The organism is Paraburkholderia lebeckiae (assembly GCF_050436325.1).
GTDB lineage: Bacteria > Pseudomonadota > Gammaproteobacteria > Burkholderiales > Burkholderiaceae > Paraburkholderia > Paraburkholderia tuberum.
This window is the reverse complement of record NZ_JBNDLZ010000003.1, coordinates 1,411,006-1,428,786: the sequence shown is the minus strand read 5'-3', so window position 1 is coordinate 1,428,786 and position 17,781 is coordinate 1,411,006. Positions and strand designations below refer to the sequence as shown.

The window sequence follows — 17,781 nt, the reverse complement described above, 5'->3', positions numbered from 1 at the left end:
ATCGGCGCGTCGTCCGCTTCACCCACCCAGCAACCCGAATACGGCCACCCCATTCGTCGTGCCGACATACACCTTGCCGTTTGCGATCAATGGTGTGATGAACTTGTTGCCCGTGCCGAACTGATCGCGCGTGCCCATCTGGTTGCTGTTGTACAGCTCGTTGAGCGTTATCGGGTCGAACGCATGCAGGGCCGCGACGGTGCCGTTTTCGGCGGCCCACACGATGCCGTTCGTGGTGCCGTTCGCCGAGATGCTCGGCGTCGTCCCGGGATAGGCGAACGTCATCGCGCTTTGCGCGGTCGGTGTGATCGACAGCTTCGCGTTGGTCACGGTGAATGCCTTCAGATGATCGCCGACCGAGCCGAAATACACGCGCCCGTTGAAATAGGCGGGCATGCCGAACTCGCCGCCGGCCAGCTGCGCGGGAATCTCCTGATAGATGTTGTCGGCCGTCGGGTTGAACTTGCCCATCGAGTCGCGATTCAGCACGTAGATGGTGCTGTCCTTGCCCGCGCCGAGCGTCAGATGCTGTACGGTGCCGCCCGCGTCGGTCAGGTCCGGCAGCACCAGTGCGCCGCCGGAGCCGAGGTCGATGTCGTCGTTGGACTCGTGCACGACGTTCGTCATCGCGAAGTAGTCCGCCACCGACAGGCCTCCCGCCGTGCCGAGCTTCAGGAACGTATTGCCGAAATCGTTGTTGGCGGGGAAGCCGCTCGACGTCATCGTCGTGTCGAACGTGCCGTTGGCATCGAGCAGATAGATCGACGAGCCGTCTGACGCCGGTCCCGCGCCGCTCATCCAGATCGCGCCGCCGATGCCGTTTGGTGCCAGGTTGAGCACGGTGGTCTGCTGCAACGTGTCGGCGCCGTAGCCCATGATCCAGCCCGTATAGCCGCCGTGGTCGCAGTGCGAGGTCCATGACGTGTAGACCGTGTTGCCGAGCAACAACAGCCCCGCGCGCTCCGCGTACAACGACGTGGTGAACGGCAAGACGCCGTTCGTATTGCCCGCGCCGCTGCCCGGGTAAGAGGCGGCGACTTCGGTGGGACCGTTCAGCAGCTCGGCGCCGGTCGCGAGGTCGAGCGCGTGAATGCGATGATGGTAGCCGCCGGCCGCGTCCTTCGACATCGCGACCACGTAGATCGTGCCGTGCGTGCCGCGCGAACGGTCGATCACCGGTGTCGAGGTGATGCCGATGGTGTTCACGATCTGGGTGCAGCCGAGGTCGTCGCTCGGGGTTTCGCCGGTGCCGAGTGTGCGCACTTGCCACAGGGTCGCGCCGGTGTCTGCATCGAATGCGTACACACTGTCGTTCTCGGTCGCGACGTACAGCACGTTGTGCGTGCCGCCCGCGATCGCCAGCGAAGCGACGAATAGCGGCTGCGCGTCGACCTTGCCGTCGACGCTAAAGAAGCCGACCTTGCCGAACGTCGAAGCCGCCACGTTGGCGGGCGTCAGCGTGGTTTCGCCGAGGTTCTGGCCGGTGCGCGCGATGTCGTCGTGATAGGTGAGCACGTCGTGCACGGCTGCCGCCGATGTGCCACCCATCGCGGTGCCCGAGCCGCCGGTGCTACCGGTGGTGGTGCCGCCGCTCGTGGTGCCACCGCTGGTGGTGCTGCCGCCGCTCGCTGCGGCCGGGGTCGATGCGCCGGATGCGCCGCTACCGCCGGCGCCGACGCTCGCGCCCGTCGGGGCACTGCTGTCTCCGCCTCCGCCGCCTCCACAGTTCGCCGCGACGATCGCGGCTACCGCGATCGCCGTGCCCAACAGGCTGGCACGGAGCAACAGGCGCATCGAGACCATGGCGGACTCCCCGTTGCTTGCGGCGGCGCCACGAAATATGGGCCGTTTGTCGAGTGTCCGCGCAACGTGGGTTGAGATTATCACCCTGCGTATAGATCGTAAAAGCCAGCAATTAGCGTCTATTCGTCAATTCGGCACCCGCAGCGAGATCCGCCGGCGCTCCCACCGCGCCGCCGCCAGAAACGCGAGCGCCGCGCACAACAGCACGCCGACCACGGCATCGTGGCCGGCCGTTTTCATCGACGCCGATCGCGAGCGCTGACGCAATACCGTTCTAGTGAGACACGGACGACTTCGAGCCGGCCGGCTCACCCCGCCACGGCCACCCGCCGCTCGATCGACACCGACCACAATGTCAACAACAGCGCGCCGAGCGCGGTCGCGACGCCGACCCACGGCAGCGTCGTCAGCGGCGCGCCGGCGCCGATCGCCATGCCGCCGAGCCACGCGCCGGTCGCGTTGCCGAGGTTGAACGCCCCCTGATTCAGCGTCGACGCCAGATTCGGCGCGTGGCTCGCCCGATCGACGATCAACATCTGCAGCGGCGGCACGATCGCGAATGCGAGCACCCCCCACACGAACACGGTCAGCATCGCCGGAGTGCGCGCGTGCATCGTGCCCGCGAACACGCACAGGATCACGACGATCGCCATCAGGAACGCGACCAGCGACGGCATCAGCCGCCAGTCCGCGAGCTTGCCGCCGAGCGTGCTGCCGACCGTCAGGCCGAGGCCGAACAAGAGCAGCACCATGGTGACCGCGTGCGGCGTGAAGCCGGTCACGTCTTCGAGAATCGGCGTGATGTAGGTGAAGGTCGAAAACAGGCTCGCCGACGCGAGCACGCTGATACCGAGCACCATCAGCACCTGCGGGTTCTTCAGCACGCTGAATTCGCGCACGAGGCTCGCCTTGTGCATCTCGATCTTCGCGGGCAGGCACACCGCGAGCGCGGCCGCCGCCAGCACGCCGATGCCGGTCACGGCCCAGAAAGTAGCGCGCCAGCCGACCGCCTGGCCCAGCGCGGTGCCGAGCGGCACGCCGAGCACGTTGGCGAGCGTGAGGCCGGTGAACATCAGCGCGATTGCCTGTGCGCGGCGATTCGGCGCGACGAGCCCGGCCGCGACCACCGAGCCGATGCCGAAAAACGCGCCGTGGCAGAACGCGGTGACGATGCGCGCGGCCATCAGCACCGCATAGCCCGGCGCGACCGCGCACAGCAGATTGCCGACGATGAACACGCCGATCAGGCTCATCAGCGCCTTTTTGCGCGGCATGTTGGCAACCGCGATCGCGACGATCGGCGCGCCGATCGTGACGCCGAGCGCATACGCGGAGACCAGCATGCCAGCCGCTGGAATCGACACGGACAGATCGCGCGCGACATCGGGCAACAGGCCCATGATGACGAACTCGGTGGTACCGATTCCAAACGCGGCAACGGCAAGGGCAAGCAGAGGCAATGGCATGGCGATGATGGGGTGTGACGCGTGAAGCGGCGCGAACAACGGGCGCCGGGCGGGCGATTCCGAAGGCGGAAACGCTATCGCCGGATAGGGAAAAACAGTAGGGGATTCTACCTAAGTCAAATCTGGCCTGCAGGCTGTCAGGAAAGCTGTTGTTTTTTGCGGAACGCGGCGGCGGGAGCCCGAGCCGCCGGGCGGCGTTCAGCGCCGCGCGAGGTTGCGCCCGAGTGCCGCGCAGCCCGCATCCGTCAGCGCTTCGACCACATTGCTGCGATCGTCGGGCTTGAAGTCGGCGATCCAGATCACGCGGCAATGTGCGGACGTGTCGGCCACGACCTGCAGCGTCGCATGATGATGCTCGAAGCGCCCGCCGCCCACCGAGTAGGCGAGCCGCATGTGGGCATCGTCGACGGCAATCACGCGTTCCTCGACCACGGTGCCGTCGGCGAAGGTGACCCAGCGCAGGTCGCCTTCCATGCGCGCCGCGATCAGCACGCCCGCGAATACGCGGGCGACCTCGGCGGGATCGCGCAGCGCGGCCCATGCATCGGCCGCGATGGTTGCCACGGCGATTTCCCGGTAGATCGTCGCCATCGCATTTCCTCCTGTTCGTTTCGGGTAACCCAGGTCTCGTGCGCGCGGGGTGTCGCGACCGGCGATTGCAAACCTGTCACCGATCGCGCGGCGCCGACTTATCCGCGATCCGCGTCGAACGCGTCGCCATGACGGCCCGCGCCGGACGCAAAGCGCGCCGCGCCTGCCACGCCCTCCGCGAAGACCGCCGCGTAGCCGCCCGCGCCTTCGCGCCGCAATGCCTCGGCGAGATCGTCCAGCGTGCTGTTCTCGAGTGCGGAGCGACGATCGGCGAGCAGCGCCGCCTGCGGAAACGCGGCGAGCTCCGCGGCCAGTTGCTCGGCGGCCGCGCGCGCTTCGCCCTTCGGCACCACGCGGTTGGCGAGCCCGAACGAAAGCGCCTCGCGCGCATCGACCGCGCGGCCGGTCAGGATCAGATCGAGCGCACGCGACAGACCGATCAGTCGCGGCAGCCGGATCGTGCCGCCGTCGATCAGCGGAATGCCGACACGCCGGCAGAACACGCCGAGCACCGCATCTTCCTCGACGACGCGCAGATCGCACATCGCGGCAAGCTCGAGCCCACCCGCCACCGCATAGCCGGCGATCGCGGCGATCACCGGCTTGCTGAAGCATGTGCGTGTCGGTCCCATCGGCCCTGGGCCGCTGCCGTCCGCGTGCAGCTCATTGCGGCGCGTAGCGTCGGCGAGCGCGCCCAGGTCCGCGCCCGCGCAAAACGTGCCGCCCGCGCCGAACAGCACGGCCGCGTGCCACGCCGGCTCGGCCTCGAAGCGGCTGAACGCAGCGCTCAACGCCTCTGCCACCTGCCGATCGACCGCATTGCGCCGCGCGGGCCTCTCCAGCACGATCGTAGCGACGCCGTTGCCGTCATTCGACTCGATTCGCACATGGTTATTCAAATATTGGAAGGCTATCATCGTTGTGTATATCTGAAAGGTATCTGAAGCTCCCCGATTGCCTGTCGATCAGGCAGTGTTGCCATGCGCTCATGCGGCGTAATTAATCCGGTAGGCTGTCATGTTTCCGTCACGTCCGGCTCGTAGCGTTAGCGCTCTATTAATGCTCTGGCGTTCTGCCGCCAGCTTGCCGAGCCTGCCTTTGTCCCTGCCTTTGCCCAATTCATCGCCGGCCCCCGCCCCGGGCTACGCCGAAGCTGTCTGGATCGTGCCGTTGCACGAGCATGCGTGGTACGACCATGTGCGTCTGAAGCGCGTCTTCGTCGCCGACGGCACACGTCACCAGGTCGTACTCGTCGATCTGCGCAAGCTGCTCGTGTGCGCGAATCGCGACAACACCGATTACGTGCTGAAGCCGGTCGCCGAGTGGCACGCGGGCAAGGTCCGCGGCATTCGCGAGTTTCTCGATCCCGACAGCCCGCGGATTCCGCAGATGCCCTACGTGACGATCTCCACGCGTCGCGCGCCGGGATTGCTCGGCTGTTTCGGCATCGAGCGCGAGGGGGTGGTGGCGTTTCGCAACGGCCAGCATCGCGCGCGCTATCTGGCCGAGGCTGGCGCGCGCTGGTGTCCGGTCGAAGTGCACGAGCGCGAGGCGGGATTGCTGCGTGAGCTGTGCGGCGCGGCCGATGATGCCCGCACCGCGATTCGCGCGACCCAATTGGGAAGCGACAGCGACGTCTGACTTTCGCGGTCCGCGGCAATTCGCGTACGCCATGGTTATCACGGCTACCCCGCCTGCACGACGTTGCGCGGCGTGCCCGCCTGCCACGCCGCGATGTTCGCGAGCGTGGTCTGCGCGATCTCGGTCATCGCCTCGCGCGTGAAGAACGCCTGGTGCGCGGTGACGATCACGTTCGGAAACATCAACAGACGCGCGAGCACGTCGTCCTGTAGCGGCAGATTCGAATGATCCTCGAAGAAGATGCCGCCTTCTTCCTCGTACACGTCGAGCCCGAGATGGCCGAGCTGGCCGTCCTTCAACGCGCCGATCAGTGCGTTCGCCTCGACGAGCCCGCCGCGCCCGGTGTTGATCAGCATCGCGCCGCGCTTCATCTTCGCCAGCGCGGCGCGGTCGATCAGGTGATAGGTGTCGGGCAACAGCGGGCAATGCAGACTGACGACGTCCGATTCGGCGAGCAAGGTATCGAGCGGCACGTAGCGCGCGCCGAGCGCGAGCAGTTCGTCGGCCGGCGGCCCCGGATCGTAGGCGAGCACCTGCATGCCGAAGCCCGCCATGATGCGCGCGAACACCCGGCCGATGATGCCCGCGCCGATCACGCCGACCGTCTTGCCATGCAGGTCGAAGCCGAGCAGCCCATGCAGCGAGAAGTCGCCTTCGCGCGTGCGCGCGACCGCGCGCGGCAGGCGCCGGTTCAGCGCGAGAATCAGCCCGGCCGCATGTTCGGCGACCGCGTACGGCGAGTAGGCCGGCACGCGTGCGACCGGCATGCCGAGCCGCTCGGCCGCCGCGAGGTCGACGTGATTGAAGCCCGCCGAGCGCAGCGCGATCATGCGCGTGCCGCCCGCGTGAAGCCGTTCGAGCGTGGCGGCGTCGACGCTGTCGTTGACGAACGGGCAGACCACGTCGTAGCCATGCGCGAGGATCGCGGTCTCGCTGTCGAGAGGGGATTCCTGGAAATGCAGTTCATAGCCATGCGCGGCATTGGCCTCGGTGAATGTATCGACGTCGTATTGACGACTGCTGAACAGGATCGTGCGCATATCGGGCTCCGAAGAAGCTGTTTCTCGATGTTAGGCGACTTCGCGAATGAAAGAGTAGGGTGATGTGGTGAACGCGGGTACCGCTCGCGCATGACGGCTGGCTACCTTGGCCAAAAAACTTGCGCAATCACACGGTTCGGTGAATGATCGGACGAACGGCCTCGAGCGGCGTGCCTGCCGCGAGGCCGTTCGTTCCTTTGCGCTTCACATTCATACACCGATCATGCCGACTTCAACCGCCACTACCATTGCTTCGTCCGTCCCCTGTCCGATAGTCGAATCACTCGACGCCATCCTTCCCGAAGAACCGCTGCTGATGATGGGCGCCGGCCCCGTGCCGATTCCCGCCGCGGTCGCGAAGGCCAATGCGATCGTGATCAACCATCTGGGCGGCACGATGGCGAAGGTGGTGAACCAGGTGAAAACGATGGCGCGCTACGTGTTCCAGACGCAGTCGAAGTGGGTGCTCGGCGTCGCGGGACCGGGATCGGGCGCGATGGAGATGGCGATCTCCAATCTCGCGTGGGAAGGCACGCGCATGCTGTGCATCAAGAACGGCTTCTTCAGCGACCGCATGGGCGAAATGGGCCGGCGCGTCGGCGCGCGCGTGAGCATGCTCGAAGTCGCGGACCGCACGGTCGCGAGTCTCGACCAGATCGCCGACGCGCTGCGCCGCGAGCGTCCCGAGGTCGTCACGGTCGTGCAGGGCGAGACCTCCAACACCGTGTGGAATCATCATCTGAAAGACATCGCCGCGCTTGCGAAGGAAGCGGGCGCGCTCGTGATCGTCGACGCCGTCTGCACGCTGAGCACGATGCCGCTCGAAATGGATACCTGGGGCATCGACGCGGTGATCACCGGCGGCCAGAAGGGCTTGTCATCGATTCCGGGCGTGTCGCTGATTGCGTTTTCAGACGCGGCCTGGGCGCGCGTCAAAGGCCGCACGGTGCCCAATACGCACTGGTGCCTCGATGCGTCGCTGGCGGAAAACTTCTGGCACAACGCCGGGTATCACTACACGGCGCCGGTGTCGGGCGTGCTCGCGCTGCACGAGGCGCTGCGGCTCGTCTGCGCGGAGACGCTGGAGAAGCGCTTCGCGCGCCATCTGAAATGCTCGCTCGCGTTGCAACAAGGCGTCACCGCGATGGGCCTGCAACTGTATGCGCCGGAGAATTGCCGTCTGAATTCGGTGGTCGGCATCGAAGTGCCGGACGGCCTCAGTCCCGCCGACGTCTGCGCGCATATCTCGCGGCAGCATCAGGTGGAAATCTCGGGCTCGTTCGGTCTGCCGATCGTGCGTATCGGCCAGATGGGTGAACAGTGCCGCGAGCACAACCTGTTTCGCACCGTGCATGCTCTGGGGCGCACGATGGTCGATCTCGGCGTCAAGGTCGATCTGCCGGCGGGAGTCGCGGCACTCGAGCGCGGCTTGAGCGAAGGTAAATAAGCATTTTCCCGACGCGCTACGAATAGCATTCGCAGCGCATATCTTTTGTGCGATCCAGCACTTTATAGCCCCATTAGAAAGTTTTTTTCCGCCATTATCGCGCTGCAATAAATTAATGCTTCGCAACCTTTTTACATAACAATGAAGAAATCGTCGAAACCCTTACGGAATAAGGCTCTGCGCCTTTTTAAAGGGTTTTTCTTCCTTTCCTGCTTTCTATTGTTCTCTGTGCGCCGGCGCACGTATCGAGATCAGGCCGAAACGTAAAGTAGGTCACGGCGAGAGCAGCGCAATGCTCACGCTGCGGTAAATCGCAAGACCATGATTCGACACACGGCGCGTGCCAGGACGCGCCTGCCGCGCTCATGCATGCATGCCGCCGGAACCAGGCTTTAACGCCAAAGCGCCCCCGCGAGGCGATAAAAAAGGATTTCTATCCGATTCGATAATTCGATTGCGTGGAGTCTCGAAGTCTGTCTTCGAGGGTCCGCGCACGTACGAAGCAAGGATATCGACACTATGGCGAGCGCATACGACTCAGGTCAATCGGCAGGAGTTATCGTTGGAGCAGAGTTGAACGGACTGGGGGTGGCGCGATCGCTCGCGCAGGCCCGTGTTCCGGTTATCGCAGTCGATACGAGGACCCGCGCGGCGACGTGGTGCCGGCACGTTCACGCGCATCAGGTAAAGAGTTTTGTCGGGAAAATATTCGTTGATGAAATGATCGAACTCGGCAAGCGGTTCGATCGTCTGCCAGTTCTGATTCTGACCGACGAAGACGCGGTGCATGCCGTGTCGGAAAATCGGGCGGCCTTGTCGCACTGGTATCGGTTCCGCCTGCCGGCCGACGACACCGTCAAGATGTTGTCGAGCAAGGCGCGCTTTCACGAATTCGCGCAGCGGCATGGCTTTCCGGTGCCGCGCTCGGTCATGCTCGACAAGCTTGCCGACATCGAACGGCTGGCCGAATTGCGCTACCCGTGCGTGCTGAAACCGGACGACAAGCGCAACGTGCTGCGCGGCGAGAAAGAACGCGCGGTGCGCGTCGACACGCTGCAGCAGGCACGCGATCGCGCCATCGCGATGCTCGCGACGCCGGGCGGCATCATCGCGCAGGAGTGGATCGAGGGGCCTGACAGCAACATCCACTTCACGCTGTTCTATCGCGGCGCCGACGGCAACATGGTCAGCATGTTCACCGGCCGCAAGGTGTTGAGCTCGCCGCCGGGCGTCGGCAATACCGCGATCTGCGTGGCCGCGCCCGAAGCGCGCGGGACGCTCGAACCGCTGACGCGGCGCTTCGCCGAGCTGGCCGGTTTCGACGGCATGGGCAGCATCGAGTACAAGTGGGACGACAACTACAACGAGTTCGTGATGGTCGAGCCGACGGTCGGCCGCACGGACTGGCAGGAGGAGATCGCGACGCTGTGCGGCGTCAACATTCCGCTTGCCGCGTACCGCCATGAACTCGGCCTGCCATTGCCCGTCGAGCGCCTGAGCCGGCAACCGGTTGCGTGGCGCGCGACGTTTTCCGACCGGCCGCCGCCCGAATTGCTGAGCGAGCGCACAAAAATTTTCGATGGCTATTTCCGCTGGAACGATCCGTTACCAGCGTTGCAGCACTATGTCGTGATGAATCCGCTGCGACGCATGAAGCGCAGCTGGAAAAAAGCGATCAGGGCGCCTGAGTCGCGTCAGGCCAAAGCCTGACGCTGGCGACGCAAGCCGTTCCCCCTGGAGACCAGCAATGTCTTTGACCGATACCATCATCATTGGCGCGGGGCCCTACGGGTCTTCTCTGGCCGCGCATCTGAAGGCCGCCGGCGTGGATCACCAGATCCTCGGGGAACCGATGGGAGCGTGGCGCAACTACATGCCGCCCGGCATGCTGCTGCGCTCCGAGGCTTTCGCGTCGAGCCTGCACGCGCCGCGCAGCGGCTTTACCGTCGAAGACTACTGCCGCCTGAAAGGACTGCCTTACCAACCGCTCGGCATGGCGCTGACGCTCGAAACCTTCGTCGAGTACGGGCTGTGGTTCCAGTCGAATCTGGTCGGCGAAATCCGGCCGGTCGACGTGCTCGCATTGCGCCGCGTCGGCGATCAGTTCCAGCTGTCGCTGAGCGATGGCCGCTCGCTCGCCGCGCGCAGAGTCGTGATCGCGCTCGGCCTGAAGGGCTTCGCGCAAACCCCGCCGGCGCTGCGGGACTTGCCGGCGCAATATGCGTCGCATTCGGAGCTGTATGGGAACCTCGAGTGGGCGCGCGGCAAGGACATTGCGATCGTCGGCGGCGGGCAGTCGGCGCTCGGGCTGTCCGCGCTGCTCAACGAGCTCGGCGCGCGCGCGCATGTGCTGATGCGCGAGAGCAGCGTGGTGTGGCATGAGCGGCCGCAGGGCGGTCGCAACATCCTGTCGCGCATCAAGCGGCCCGACGCGGGACTGGGGCGCGGCTGGCGCTCGCTGTTCCTGTCCGAGTTTCCAGGCGTGTTCCACATTCTCGACCCGCGACGCCGCAAGCAGATCATGGAGCGCACGTACGGCGCGTCCGGCGCGTGGTGGCTGCACGATCGCGTGGTCGGCAAGGTGCAGATCTCGCATCGCACCGTGGTGCGCTCCGCGGCGGTCGAAAACGACCGCGTCGTACTGAACGTGCTGACCGACGGCAAGGAAGCGCGGGTGAGCGCCGATCACGTGATCGCCGCGACCGGTTTCAAAACCGACATGCGGCAGCACGCGTTCCTGTCCAAAGATCTGGCCGACGCGATTTCGAATCAGGGCGGCATGCCCGACCTGACGTCGCATTACGAAACGCGTGTGCGCGGCCTCTATGTGATCGGACCCGCGTGCGCGCACAGCTTCGGGCCCGTGATGCGCTTCGTCTATGGAACCAAGCACGCGTCGCCGACCGTGGCGCGGCACATTATCGGTTCGTTGAAAGCGGGTGCGCGGCAACGCACGTGGCCCGCCGCCCATGCACCCATGCCGGAGCGCTCAGGTGAATAAAACCCACGCAACTGGCGCGCCTGCGCGCTCGCACCTGTCCGACAGCTACCGCGGGCGCCGCATGAAGCGCTACAAGATGCTCGTGAAGGAGATGCTCGCGGGCTTCGTCCTGATTTCGGGTCTCGCCTGGTTCACGCGCAAGGTGCTGTGGCGCGATCGCGTGGCCGTGCTGCTTTATCACGATCCCGATCCGGACACGCTCGACCGTCACCTGACTTATCTCGGCAAGCTGTGCGAGTTCGTGCCGTTGACCGACGTCAGCGCGCCCGGCCGCGGCCGGCCACGCGTGGCGATCACGCTCGACGACGGCCACGCGGGCAACGCGAAGCTGTTGCCGGTGTTCATCAAGCACAACGTGCGCCCGACGATCTTCCTGTGCAGCCGCATCGTCGGACGGCCGCGCAGTCACTGGTGGCTGCATCCGGGCTCGCTGCGCGTCGGCCATGAACGTCTGAAGCGGATGACGAACGACGAGCGCCTCGCCGCGCTGGCGGCCCAAGGCTACCAGCAGGACGGCGACGACCGGCCGACCGGCCTGTCGATCGAAGCGATGCAGGCGATGCGCGAGCACATCGACTTCCAGGCGCATACGCGCTTCCATCCGATCCTCACGCATTGCAGCGACGCTGAAAGCGAGGCCGAAATCCGCGACAGCCGCCATGAGATCGCGGCGCTGCTGCAACAACCGTGCGAGCACTTCGCGTATCCGAACGGCAATTACGGTGAACGCGAAGTGGAGTTCGTGCGGGCCGCGGGATTCAAAACCGCGCGCACCTGCGACATCGGCTGGAACGATCAGCACACCGATCCGTACCGGCTGCGCACGATCATCATCGACGATGCGGCATCGACGCTGCGCTTCGCGGCGCAATTGAGCGGCATTGCGCTGTTTCTGCGGTATCTGCGCGAGGGTGGAGGCTGGCGCGGCAAGTTTCCGCAGTTTTGAACAGAGGGAGCGCCTGGACGGAGCGATTCGTCCGGGCAAAGCCGTCCGGGTTTTTCGCGAGACGGCACGAGGGGCATACAACAGGAGGAGAACATGCAGCGCTGCAGGGTACTGGTGATCAACGATTACGCGCACATGGGCGGCGCGGAAGTGGTCTATCAACAATCGGCCGAGCTGTTGGGCACGCTGCCCGGCGTCGAGGTCGAGCGTTTCGACGATAGCCAGTTTTCCGCGCGCTCGACGATGCTGTCGCGCTCCTGGAACACGACCGCCGCGCGCGCGCTCGAAAAGGCGCTGCATCGTTTCCGGCCGCATCGGCTGATGGTGCACAACTACCACAACGTGCTGTCGCCTTCCATTCTCAGCGTGATCGCGCGGCACGAGCGTCAGTTCGGTTACCGCGCGTATCACACCTGCCACGACTATCATCTCGTCTACTACAACCCGTCGCTGCAGTACTTCGACAAAGATAAGCGTCCGATCATTCTGCCGCTCGACGTGCTGCGCACACGCGCGGTCTTCACGTTGCGGCCGACGCCGAAGGGCCTCGTGCACGATCTGATGACGAAGGCGTGGTGGCACGCGGTGCGCGCGGCCTATCAGCCCGCGCGCGTGTTCGACAGGATCTTGTGTCCGAGCCTGTTCATGCAGCAGGCGCTGCATCGCGTCGGCATCGAGAATACGGTCATCGTGCACAATCCGTCGGCGGTGCCGACCGCGATGCCAATCGTCACGGTGCGTGACAAGGAGCGCTTCAACATCGCGTTCGTCGGACGGATCTCGCCTGAGAAAGGCCTGCTGCAATTTCTGACGCTCTGCGAGGCGGCGGGCTTCGAGCGCATCAATAGCATCGGCGTTTACGGCGACGGCCCGGACCGCGCGGCGATCGAGCAGCGCTACGCGTCGCTGATCGCACAGCGCAAGCTGATCCTGTTCGGCACGATGCCGCAGCAGCAGTTGTTTCCCGCCATGCGCGAGTTCGCCGATGCGGTGGTCGTGCCGTCGGTGGGCGCGGAGAACGCGCCCCTTGTCGTGATCGAGGCGGCGATGCTCGGTCTGCCGGTGCTGGTTCGCGATGGCGGCAGCATGGCGGTGACCGCGGAATCGGTCGGCAACAAGATCAAGTTCAAGTTCGATCCGGGCAGTCTAAAACAGGCGCTCGGCGAACTCGCCATTCATCTTGCCGATGAACACAGAAAGTACGACGTCGAAGAATATCTGCCCGAGCATTACGCGCGGCGTCTGGCTGAAATCATGCATATCGGCGAAAGTTCGACGCACGTCGCATCGTCGCGCCGACGCGCGCGCTATGCGGATAATCCGCGTCCGGCGCCCTGAAAATAGCCGGCGCTGATTGTGGCAAACGGCGTGTATATACGTGCCGTTATCGTAGCTTTAAAACACGCGTTTCTTATCGCGTGATTTGTCTGAAGCAACCCTGTGGCAATCGGCTTTTGTGTGCGCTGCCGAACGTTGTAAGGACGGGCTCTCTGAATATTATGATCGCCAAGGAAAGGTATTTTATCGAGCGCTGAAGCGCGTGGCTCGACAGGGTAAACGAGGCCGCGGTGACGGCGCGGAGTCGGCGAAAAAGCCAGACTCATCAGAACAAAAGCATGTGTATGTCGTGAGCGTTTGCGTGGAAAAACGGCGGACGAGACGCGGCTAATCGGGGAACCTTCGCTACCGGGCCCGGCAGTCAGTTCAACCAAACAGGAATGTGGCCGCAAGCGGCCACATCGGCGATACGGGGGGATCCAGACGGTGATGCGCTACAGCTCAGCGCACGCTGTACGGATCGGAGGTCTCGGGAGACGCGTAGGTCTGGTCTGAATTCCACAAATCGCTGCCGTAGGGGTCCGCTGAGTTCTTGCCGCGGACAGGCTGTGCAACGCTTGTACGTTTCTGCTTCGGAAGGCTGTTTTTCGTTTGGGTGTACACGTTGGGCGCGACATAGCGGTTCTTTTTAGCGTACGCGAAATCCGACGAGGAGCCGTAGAGCGTGGTGGAACTGGCCGCATGAGGCGTCATCGCGTCGAGTTGCGAGTGTTTGGCCACATAACGCGGCGCATAAGCAGAAGAGGCGGCGGACACGATGCTCTGCGCGTAACCCACCTGGGCGGTCAGCAATACCGGCAATACGGCGGCAAGAAGTTTGTTCATTTCGGGGTCCGTAAGAAAGCATGTGGTGCGATGTTAGGGAAAAGAGCCGACTTCGCATAGGCGCTGTTACACACAAAGGTAGCCGATGTGGCGTAAATCAGCTACCCCCGTCCGATCGAGGCGGTCAGCTCGATGGACACAGGCATCACTGGATGCGGCGACGTGCCGGTCCCGGCGCCGAGAATAAGTGGCAAACCGTCGAGACTTTGGGAGAACTCGCATGAACCAAAGCAGTACACCGTTCGATAGCCGGAACAACAACATCGAACATCCGCCGGCAGGCTTCGCGAACTATCTGGATGCGCTGTACGACAATCGCAAGCTGATTGCCATCACGACGGCCATCGCGGTCGCGCTCGGCATCGCTTATTCGGTGTTCTCCCAACCCGTGTATCGCGCGGACATTCTGGTGCAGGTCGAGGAGAACGCGGGTACCTCGTCCAAGAGCGTGATCGGCGACGTGTCCGCGATGTTCGACGTGAAGACCGCGACGTCAGGCGAGGCACAGGTGATCGGCTCGCGCATGGTGGTGGGCCGCGCGGTCGAGAAGCTCAGTCTCGACATCGAAGCGGCGCCGCGCTACTTCCCGCTGTTGGGCCGCTGGCTCGGCCGTCATTCCGATCATCTGTCGACGCCGGGACCGCACGGCTACGTGTACGGCAACGAGCGCATCACGGTGTCGAAATTCGACGTCCCCGAAGAGCTATTCGACCGTCCGTTCGTACTGAAGATGGGCGAAGGATCGAGCTACGAGTTGCAATACGGCAAGCTGAAGCTCGACGGCACGGTCGGCGAACCGCTGACCGCGACGACCAACTACGGGCCGCTCACGCTCGTCGTCGACCGGATCGAGGCGAAGCCCGGCGCGACCTTCGAAGTGCGGCGCCAGTCCGCGCTGACGACGACCGAAAAGCTGCGCAAGGAACTGACGATCTCGGAAAAAGGCAAGGAATCGGACATCCTGGGCGTGTCGCTCGAAGGCAGCGATCCGAAGAGGATCAGCGCGATTCTCGCGACCATCGCTGGCGAATACGTGAGCCAGAACCTGAAGCGCAAATCCGAGGAAGCGGAGCGTTCGATCCGTTTCCTCGAAATACAGCTTCCGGAAATGCGCCAGCAGCTTTCCGCTTCGGAAACGCGCTTCAACGACTTCCGCGCGAAGCATGGCACCGTCGATCTCGGCGAGGAAGCGACCAACCTGCTGCAACTGTCGGTTCAGACGCAGACGCGGCTCGCGGAACTTCAACAGAAGCGCAATGAACTGCTGACGCGCTTCACCGACCAGCATCCGGCCGTGCAGTCGGTCAACGCGCAGTTGCATGCGGCGCAACAGGAAGCGAAAGATCTCGCGAGCCGGACGCAATCGCTGCCGCCGCTCGAACAGAACGTGCTGCGCCTGCAGCGCGACGTGCAGGTCGGCACCGAGCTCGATACGTCGCTGCGCAATACGCTCGAACAGCTGAAGCTGATCAAGGCGGGTAAGGCCGGCAACGTGCGCATCGTCGACGGCGCCGTCGCTCCCGATACGCCGGTGCGGCCCAAGCCGCTGCTGATCATCATCGGCGCGCTGATGCTGGGCGTGTTCGTCGGCTCGGTGATCGCGCTCGTGCGTCAGCGTCTGTTCGACGCGATCGACGATCCGTACGAAGTCGAGCTGCGCACCGGTTTGCCGGTCTACGCGAGCGTGCCGTTCAGCCGTCAGGAAGAGCGGTTCGCGCACAGCCGTCGCCGTCCGGAATCGAAGGCGCTCGTGCTTGCGGGCGAAGCGGTGATCGATCCGGCCATCGAAAGTCTGCGTGGCTTTCGCACCGCGCTCGAATTCACGATGACCAAGGCGCGCAACCAAATCGTGCTGATCACGGGCCCGACGCCGGGCATCGGCAAGTCGTTCGTGTCGCTGAATCTCGCCGCGGTAATCGGTGCGACCGGCAAGCGCGTCCTGCTGATCGACGGCGACCTGCGTCGCGGCTTCCTGCATCGGCATCTCGGCGGCGATCGCGGTCCCGGCCTCACCGATCTGATCCAGGGCGCGCACCGTCCCGAAGAGCTGATTCGCGCGACCCGTTTCCAGGGTGTCGACTTCATCGCGAGCGGCCGCCAGGTTACGAGCCCGAGCGACGTGCTGTCGAACACACGGCTCGAAGCGGTGCTGCGCCAGGTCGCGACCGGCTACGACGTCGTGCTGCTCGACGGACCGCCGGTGCTGCTCGCCGCGGATGCGGTCCGACTCGCCTGCGTGGCAGGGACGACGTTCTTCGTCGCGCGTCAGGGTGTCACGGGCATCGGCGAGCTGCGTGAGTCGGTCCGCCAGATGCAGAAGGTCGGCCTGCCGGTGCGCGGCGTGATCATGAACGGACTGCGGATGCGGCCGGGACGCTACAGCTACGGCTACGGACGCTACCGCTACGCGGCCTACATCTACAAACCGTACGACAGGTAAGCGCGGCGCCTGGTTCGCGACGCGCCCGCGGAGCGGGGCGTAGCGCCCGACTGGACCGATCAGAAAACCAACATGGCAATGCGAAGGGATCTTACGGCCGCGCTTACCGGGCGCATACCGTACAGGCAAGGGACTACTCGGATGAAACAGCTATTTGTCACGCCTTTTCTGCCTCAGAAAAACGCGCCGCAAGCTGGCCACCGTTTGGCCTACGACTACCTGATCAAACTGAGCGCGGAATCGGAGCTCGACGTGCTGATCGTGTCGCGCGTGCCGGTCGACGAAAAGGACATCGAGTTCCGCGCGAACGTGCGCAACGTGTACATCCAGTACGTGAGCCGGTTCGACCTGATCCCGTCGTTCCTCGCGAATCCGCTGACTTTTTCACCGCGCCTGTTCTCGCGCTATAAACCCGCGATCGGCAAGTTCCTCTGCGAGCTCGTCGACAGGAACCGATACGACACCGTGCGGCTCGAGTTCTCGCAATGCTTTGCGTATGCCCAGAATCTGCGCGACCGTTTCCACGACCGCGTGAAGATCGTGATGTGCGCGCATGACTTGCAGATCCAGGTCATGTTGCGCATCAAGTCCATCGAAGGATGGCTGTTCATCCGGCAGACGTTCATGCTCGAGCAGCGTCTGCTGAAGCTGGCCGACAAGGTGCTCGTGCTGTCCAGCAAGGACGCGCAGCTGATCAACGGCCTGTACCCCGGGGTCGGCGCGTTGCAGGTCGTGCCAATCTCACTGCCGGCGTTTCTGAAGGAAGTGCGGCGCTCCAAAGACACGGTCGAGAAAGGCAACATCCTGTTCTGGGGGGCGATGCAACGCCGTGAAAACGAAGAGGCGCTGCTCAATTTCGTCGACACGATTTTCCTGCCGCTGCGCCGGCGCGGCCTGCAACTGAAGCTGTTCGTGGTCGGCTCCGATCCGAGCGACCGCGTAAAGCGCCTGAATAGCGACGATATTTGCGTGACCGGCTTCGTCGAGAATCCGGGCAAGTACTTCGAGTCCGCCGATATCGGCGTGGTGCCGCTGCTGTCGGGCGCCGGCGTCAAGCTCAAGACGCTCGAAATGCTCGCGGCGAAACTACCGGTCGTCTCGACTCCGCTCGGCGCGGAAGGCGTCGAGCACGACGGCACCTTGCTCAACGTCTGCGAAATCGATGAGTTCCAGGACGTGATCGAGCGCATCTACCGCGGTGATCCGGTCAACGTCAACGCCTCCGTGGCGTATCAGGCCTGAC

14 protein-coding genes are annotated in these 17,781 nt (G+C 64.3%); 8 read left to right on the top strand and 6 right to left on the bottom strand.

The genetic code is table 11. From position 1 onward, the window contains the following. Positions 1-18: 18 nt before the first annotated feature. The 4 genes from OKW44_RS24430 to OKW44_RS24415 all read right to left on the bottom strand — a co-directional run bounded on the left by OKW44_RS24430 (position 19) and on the right by OKW44_RS24415 (position 4,777). Entirely contained in the window at positions 19-1,803 is a 1,785-nt protein-coding gene (locus tag OKW44_RS24430) for an outer membrane protein assembly factor BamB family protein (protein WP_018419524.1), read from the bottom strand. A 308-nt stretch (positions 1,804-2,111) separates the two neighbouring features. Next, positions 2,112-3,269, bottom strand: a complete 1,158-nt coding sequence (locus OKW44_RS24425) for an MFS transporter (protein ID WP_026225613.1) — start codon at positions 3,267-3,269, stop codon at positions 2,112-2,114. A gap of 198 nt (positions 3,270-3,467) precedes the next feature. Continuing rightward, positions 3,468-3,860, bottom strand: a complete 393-nt coding sequence (locus OKW44_RS24420; protein WP_018419527.1) for an SRPBCC family protein — start codon at positions 3,858-3,860, stop codon at positions 3,468-3,470. Positions 3,861-3,958: 98 nt separating this feature from the next. Beyond that, positions 3,959-4,777 carry a crotonase/enoyl-CoA hydratase family protein gene (locus tag OKW44_RS24415; RefSeq protein WP_026225614.1) on the bottom strand — a complete coding sequence of 273 codons (819 nt, stop codon included), beginning with the start codon at positions 4,775-4,777 and terminating at the stop codon, positions 3,959-3,961. 142 nt (positions 4,778-4,919) lie between these two features. On the opposite strand from OKW44_RS24415, the gene OKW44_RS24410 reads away from it, so the two are divergent. After that, entirely contained in the window at positions 4,920-5,501 is a 582-nt protein-coding gene (locus OKW44_RS24410) for a plasmid fertility inhibition factor family protein (RefSeq protein ID WP_429411610.1), read from the top strand. Positions 5,502-5,545: 44 nt separating this feature from the next. Here OKW44_RS24410 and OKW44_RS24405 read toward each other — a convergent pair whose 3' ends face one another. Then, the gene (locus OKW44_RS24405) at positions 5,546-6,541 is read right to left on the bottom strand and encodes a 2-hydroxyacid dehydrogenase (RefSeq protein WP_018419530.1); all 996 of its coding nucleotides are present in this window, start codon (positions 6,539-6,541) and stop codon (positions 5,546-5,548) included. A 223-nt stretch (positions 6,542-6,764) separates the two neighbouring features. Between OKW44_RS24405 and OKW44_RS24400 the strand changes: the two genes are divergently transcribed. The 5 genes from OKW44_RS24400 (at position 6,765) to OKW44_RS24380 (ending at position 13,273) form a co-directional block, all read left to right on the top strand. Beyond that, a complete protein-coding gene (locus OKW44_RS24400; RefSeq protein WP_026225616.1) occupies positions 6,765-7,988 on the top strand; it encodes a pyridoxal-phosphate-dependent aminotransferase family protein in 1,224 nt (407 codons plus the stop codon). Between the two features lie 720 nt (positions 7,989-8,708). Next, entirely contained in the window at positions 8,709-9,698 is a 990-nt protein-coding gene (locus OKW44_RS24395) for a carboxylate--amine ligase (RefSeq protein ID WP_018419532.1), read from the top strand. A gap of 37 nt (positions 9,699-9,735) precedes the next feature. After that, on the top strand, positions 9,736-10,989 hold the full coding sequence (locus tag OKW44_RS24390; RefSeq protein ID WP_018419533.1) for an FAD-dependent oxidoreductase: 1,254 nt from the start codon (positions 9,736-9,738) through the stop codon (positions 10,987-10,989). Positions 10,990-11,050: 61 nt separating this feature from the next. After that, the gene (locus OKW44_RS24385) at positions 11,051-11,935 is read left to right on the top strand and encodes a polysaccharide deacetylase family protein (RefSeq protein ID WP_018419534.1); all 885 of its coding nucleotides are present in this window, start codon (positions 11,051-11,053) and stop codon (positions 11,933-11,935) included. A 93-nt stretch (positions 11,936-12,028) separates the two neighbouring features. Beyond that, on the top strand, positions 12,029-13,273 hold the full coding sequence (locus tag OKW44_RS24380; RefSeq protein ID WP_018419535.1) for a glycosyltransferase: 1,245 nt from the start codon (positions 12,029-12,031) through the stop codon (positions 13,271-13,273). 441 nt (positions 13,274-13,714) lie between these two features. Here the strand turns inward: OKW44_RS24380 and OKW44_RS24375 are convergent, their stop codons facing one another. Further along, the gene (locus OKW44_RS24375) at positions 13,715-14,098 is read right to left on the bottom strand and encodes a hypothetical protein (protein WP_018419536.1); all 384 of its coding nucleotides are present in this window, start codon (positions 14,096-14,098) and stop codon (positions 13,715-13,717) included. 220 nt (positions 14,099-14,318) lie between these two features. On the opposite strand from OKW44_RS24375, the gene OKW44_RS24370 reads away from it, so the two are divergent. Both OKW44_RS24370 and OKW44_RS24365 read left to right on the top strand, forming a co-directional pair. Beyond that, positions 14,319-16,538 carry a GNVR domain-containing protein gene (locus tag OKW44_RS24370; RefSeq protein ID WP_018419537.1) on the top strand — a complete coding sequence of 740 codons (2,220 nt, stop codon included), beginning with the start codon at positions 14,319-14,321 and terminating at the stop codon, positions 16,536-16,538. 141 nt (positions 16,539-16,679) lie between these two features. Continuing rightward, positions 16,680-17,780 (top strand): glycosyltransferase, encoded by a 1,101-nt coding sequence (locus OKW44_RS24365; protein ID WP_018419538.1) that lies wholly within the window; start codon positions 16,680-16,682, stop codon positions 17,778-17,780. The last annotated feature ends 1 nt before the right edge of the window (position 17,781 follow it).

What these genes read in the sequence shown, in the direction of transcription:
- OKW44_RS24430 (WP_018419524.1), bottom strand. Translation starts at nt 1,803, where the DNA reads ATGGTCTCGATGCGCCTGTTGCTCCGTGCCAGCCTGTTGGGCACGGCG.
- OKW44_RS24425 (WP_026225613.1), bottom strand. Translation starts at nt 3,269, where the DNA reads ATGCCATTGCCTCTGCTTGCCCTTGCCGTTGCCGCGTTTGGAATCGGT.
- OKW44_RS24420 (WP_018419527.1), bottom strand. Translation starts at nt 3,860, where the DNA reads ATGGCGACGATCTACCGGGAAATCGCCGTGGCAACCATCGCGGCCGAT.
- OKW44_RS24415 (WP_026225614.1), bottom strand. Translation starts at nt 4,777, where the DNA reads ATGATAGCCTTCCAATATTTGAATAACCATGTGCGAATCGAGTCGAAT.
- OKW44_RS24410 (WP_429411610.1), top strand. Translation starts at nt 4,920, where the DNA reads ATGCTCTGGCGTTCTGCCGCCAGCTTGCCGAGCCTGCCTTTGTCCCTG.
- OKW44_RS24405 (WP_018419530.1), bottom strand. Translation starts at nt 6,541, where the DNA reads ATGCGCACGATCCTGTTCAGCAGTCGTCAATACGACGTCGATACATTC.
- OKW44_RS24400 (WP_026225616.1), top strand. Translation starts at nt 6,765, where the DNA reads ATGCCGACTTCAACCGCCACTACCATTGCTTCGTCCGTCCCCTGTCCG.
- OKW44_RS24395 (WP_018419532.1), top strand. Translation starts at nt 8,709, where the DNA reads ATGATCGAACTCGGCAAGCGGTTCGATCGTCTGCCAGTTCTGATTCTG.
- OKW44_RS24390 (WP_018419533.1), top strand. Translation starts at nt 9,736, where the DNA reads ATGTCTTTGACCGATACCATCATCATTGGCGCGGGGCCCTACGGGTCT.
- OKW44_RS24385 (WP_018419534.1), top strand. Translation starts at nt 11,051, where the DNA reads ATGAAGCGCTACAAGATGCTCGTGAAGGAGATGCTCGCGGGCTTCGTC.
- OKW44_RS24380 (WP_018419535.1), top strand. Translation starts at nt 12,029, where the DNA reads ATGCAGCGCTGCAGGGTACTGGTGATCAACGATTACGCGCACATGGGC.
- OKW44_RS24375 (WP_018419536.1), bottom strand. Translation starts at nt 14,098, where the DNA reads ATGAACAAACTTCTTGCCGCCGTATTGCCGGTATTGCTGACCGCCCAG.
- OKW44_RS24370 (WP_018419537.1), top strand. Translation starts at nt 14,319, where the DNA reads ATGAACCAAAGCAGTACACCGTTCGATAGCCGGAACAACAACATCGAA.
- OKW44_RS24365 (WP_018419538.1), top strand. Translation starts at nt 16,680, where the DNA reads ATGAAACAGCTATTTGTCACGCCTTTTCTGCCTCAGAAAAACGCGCCG.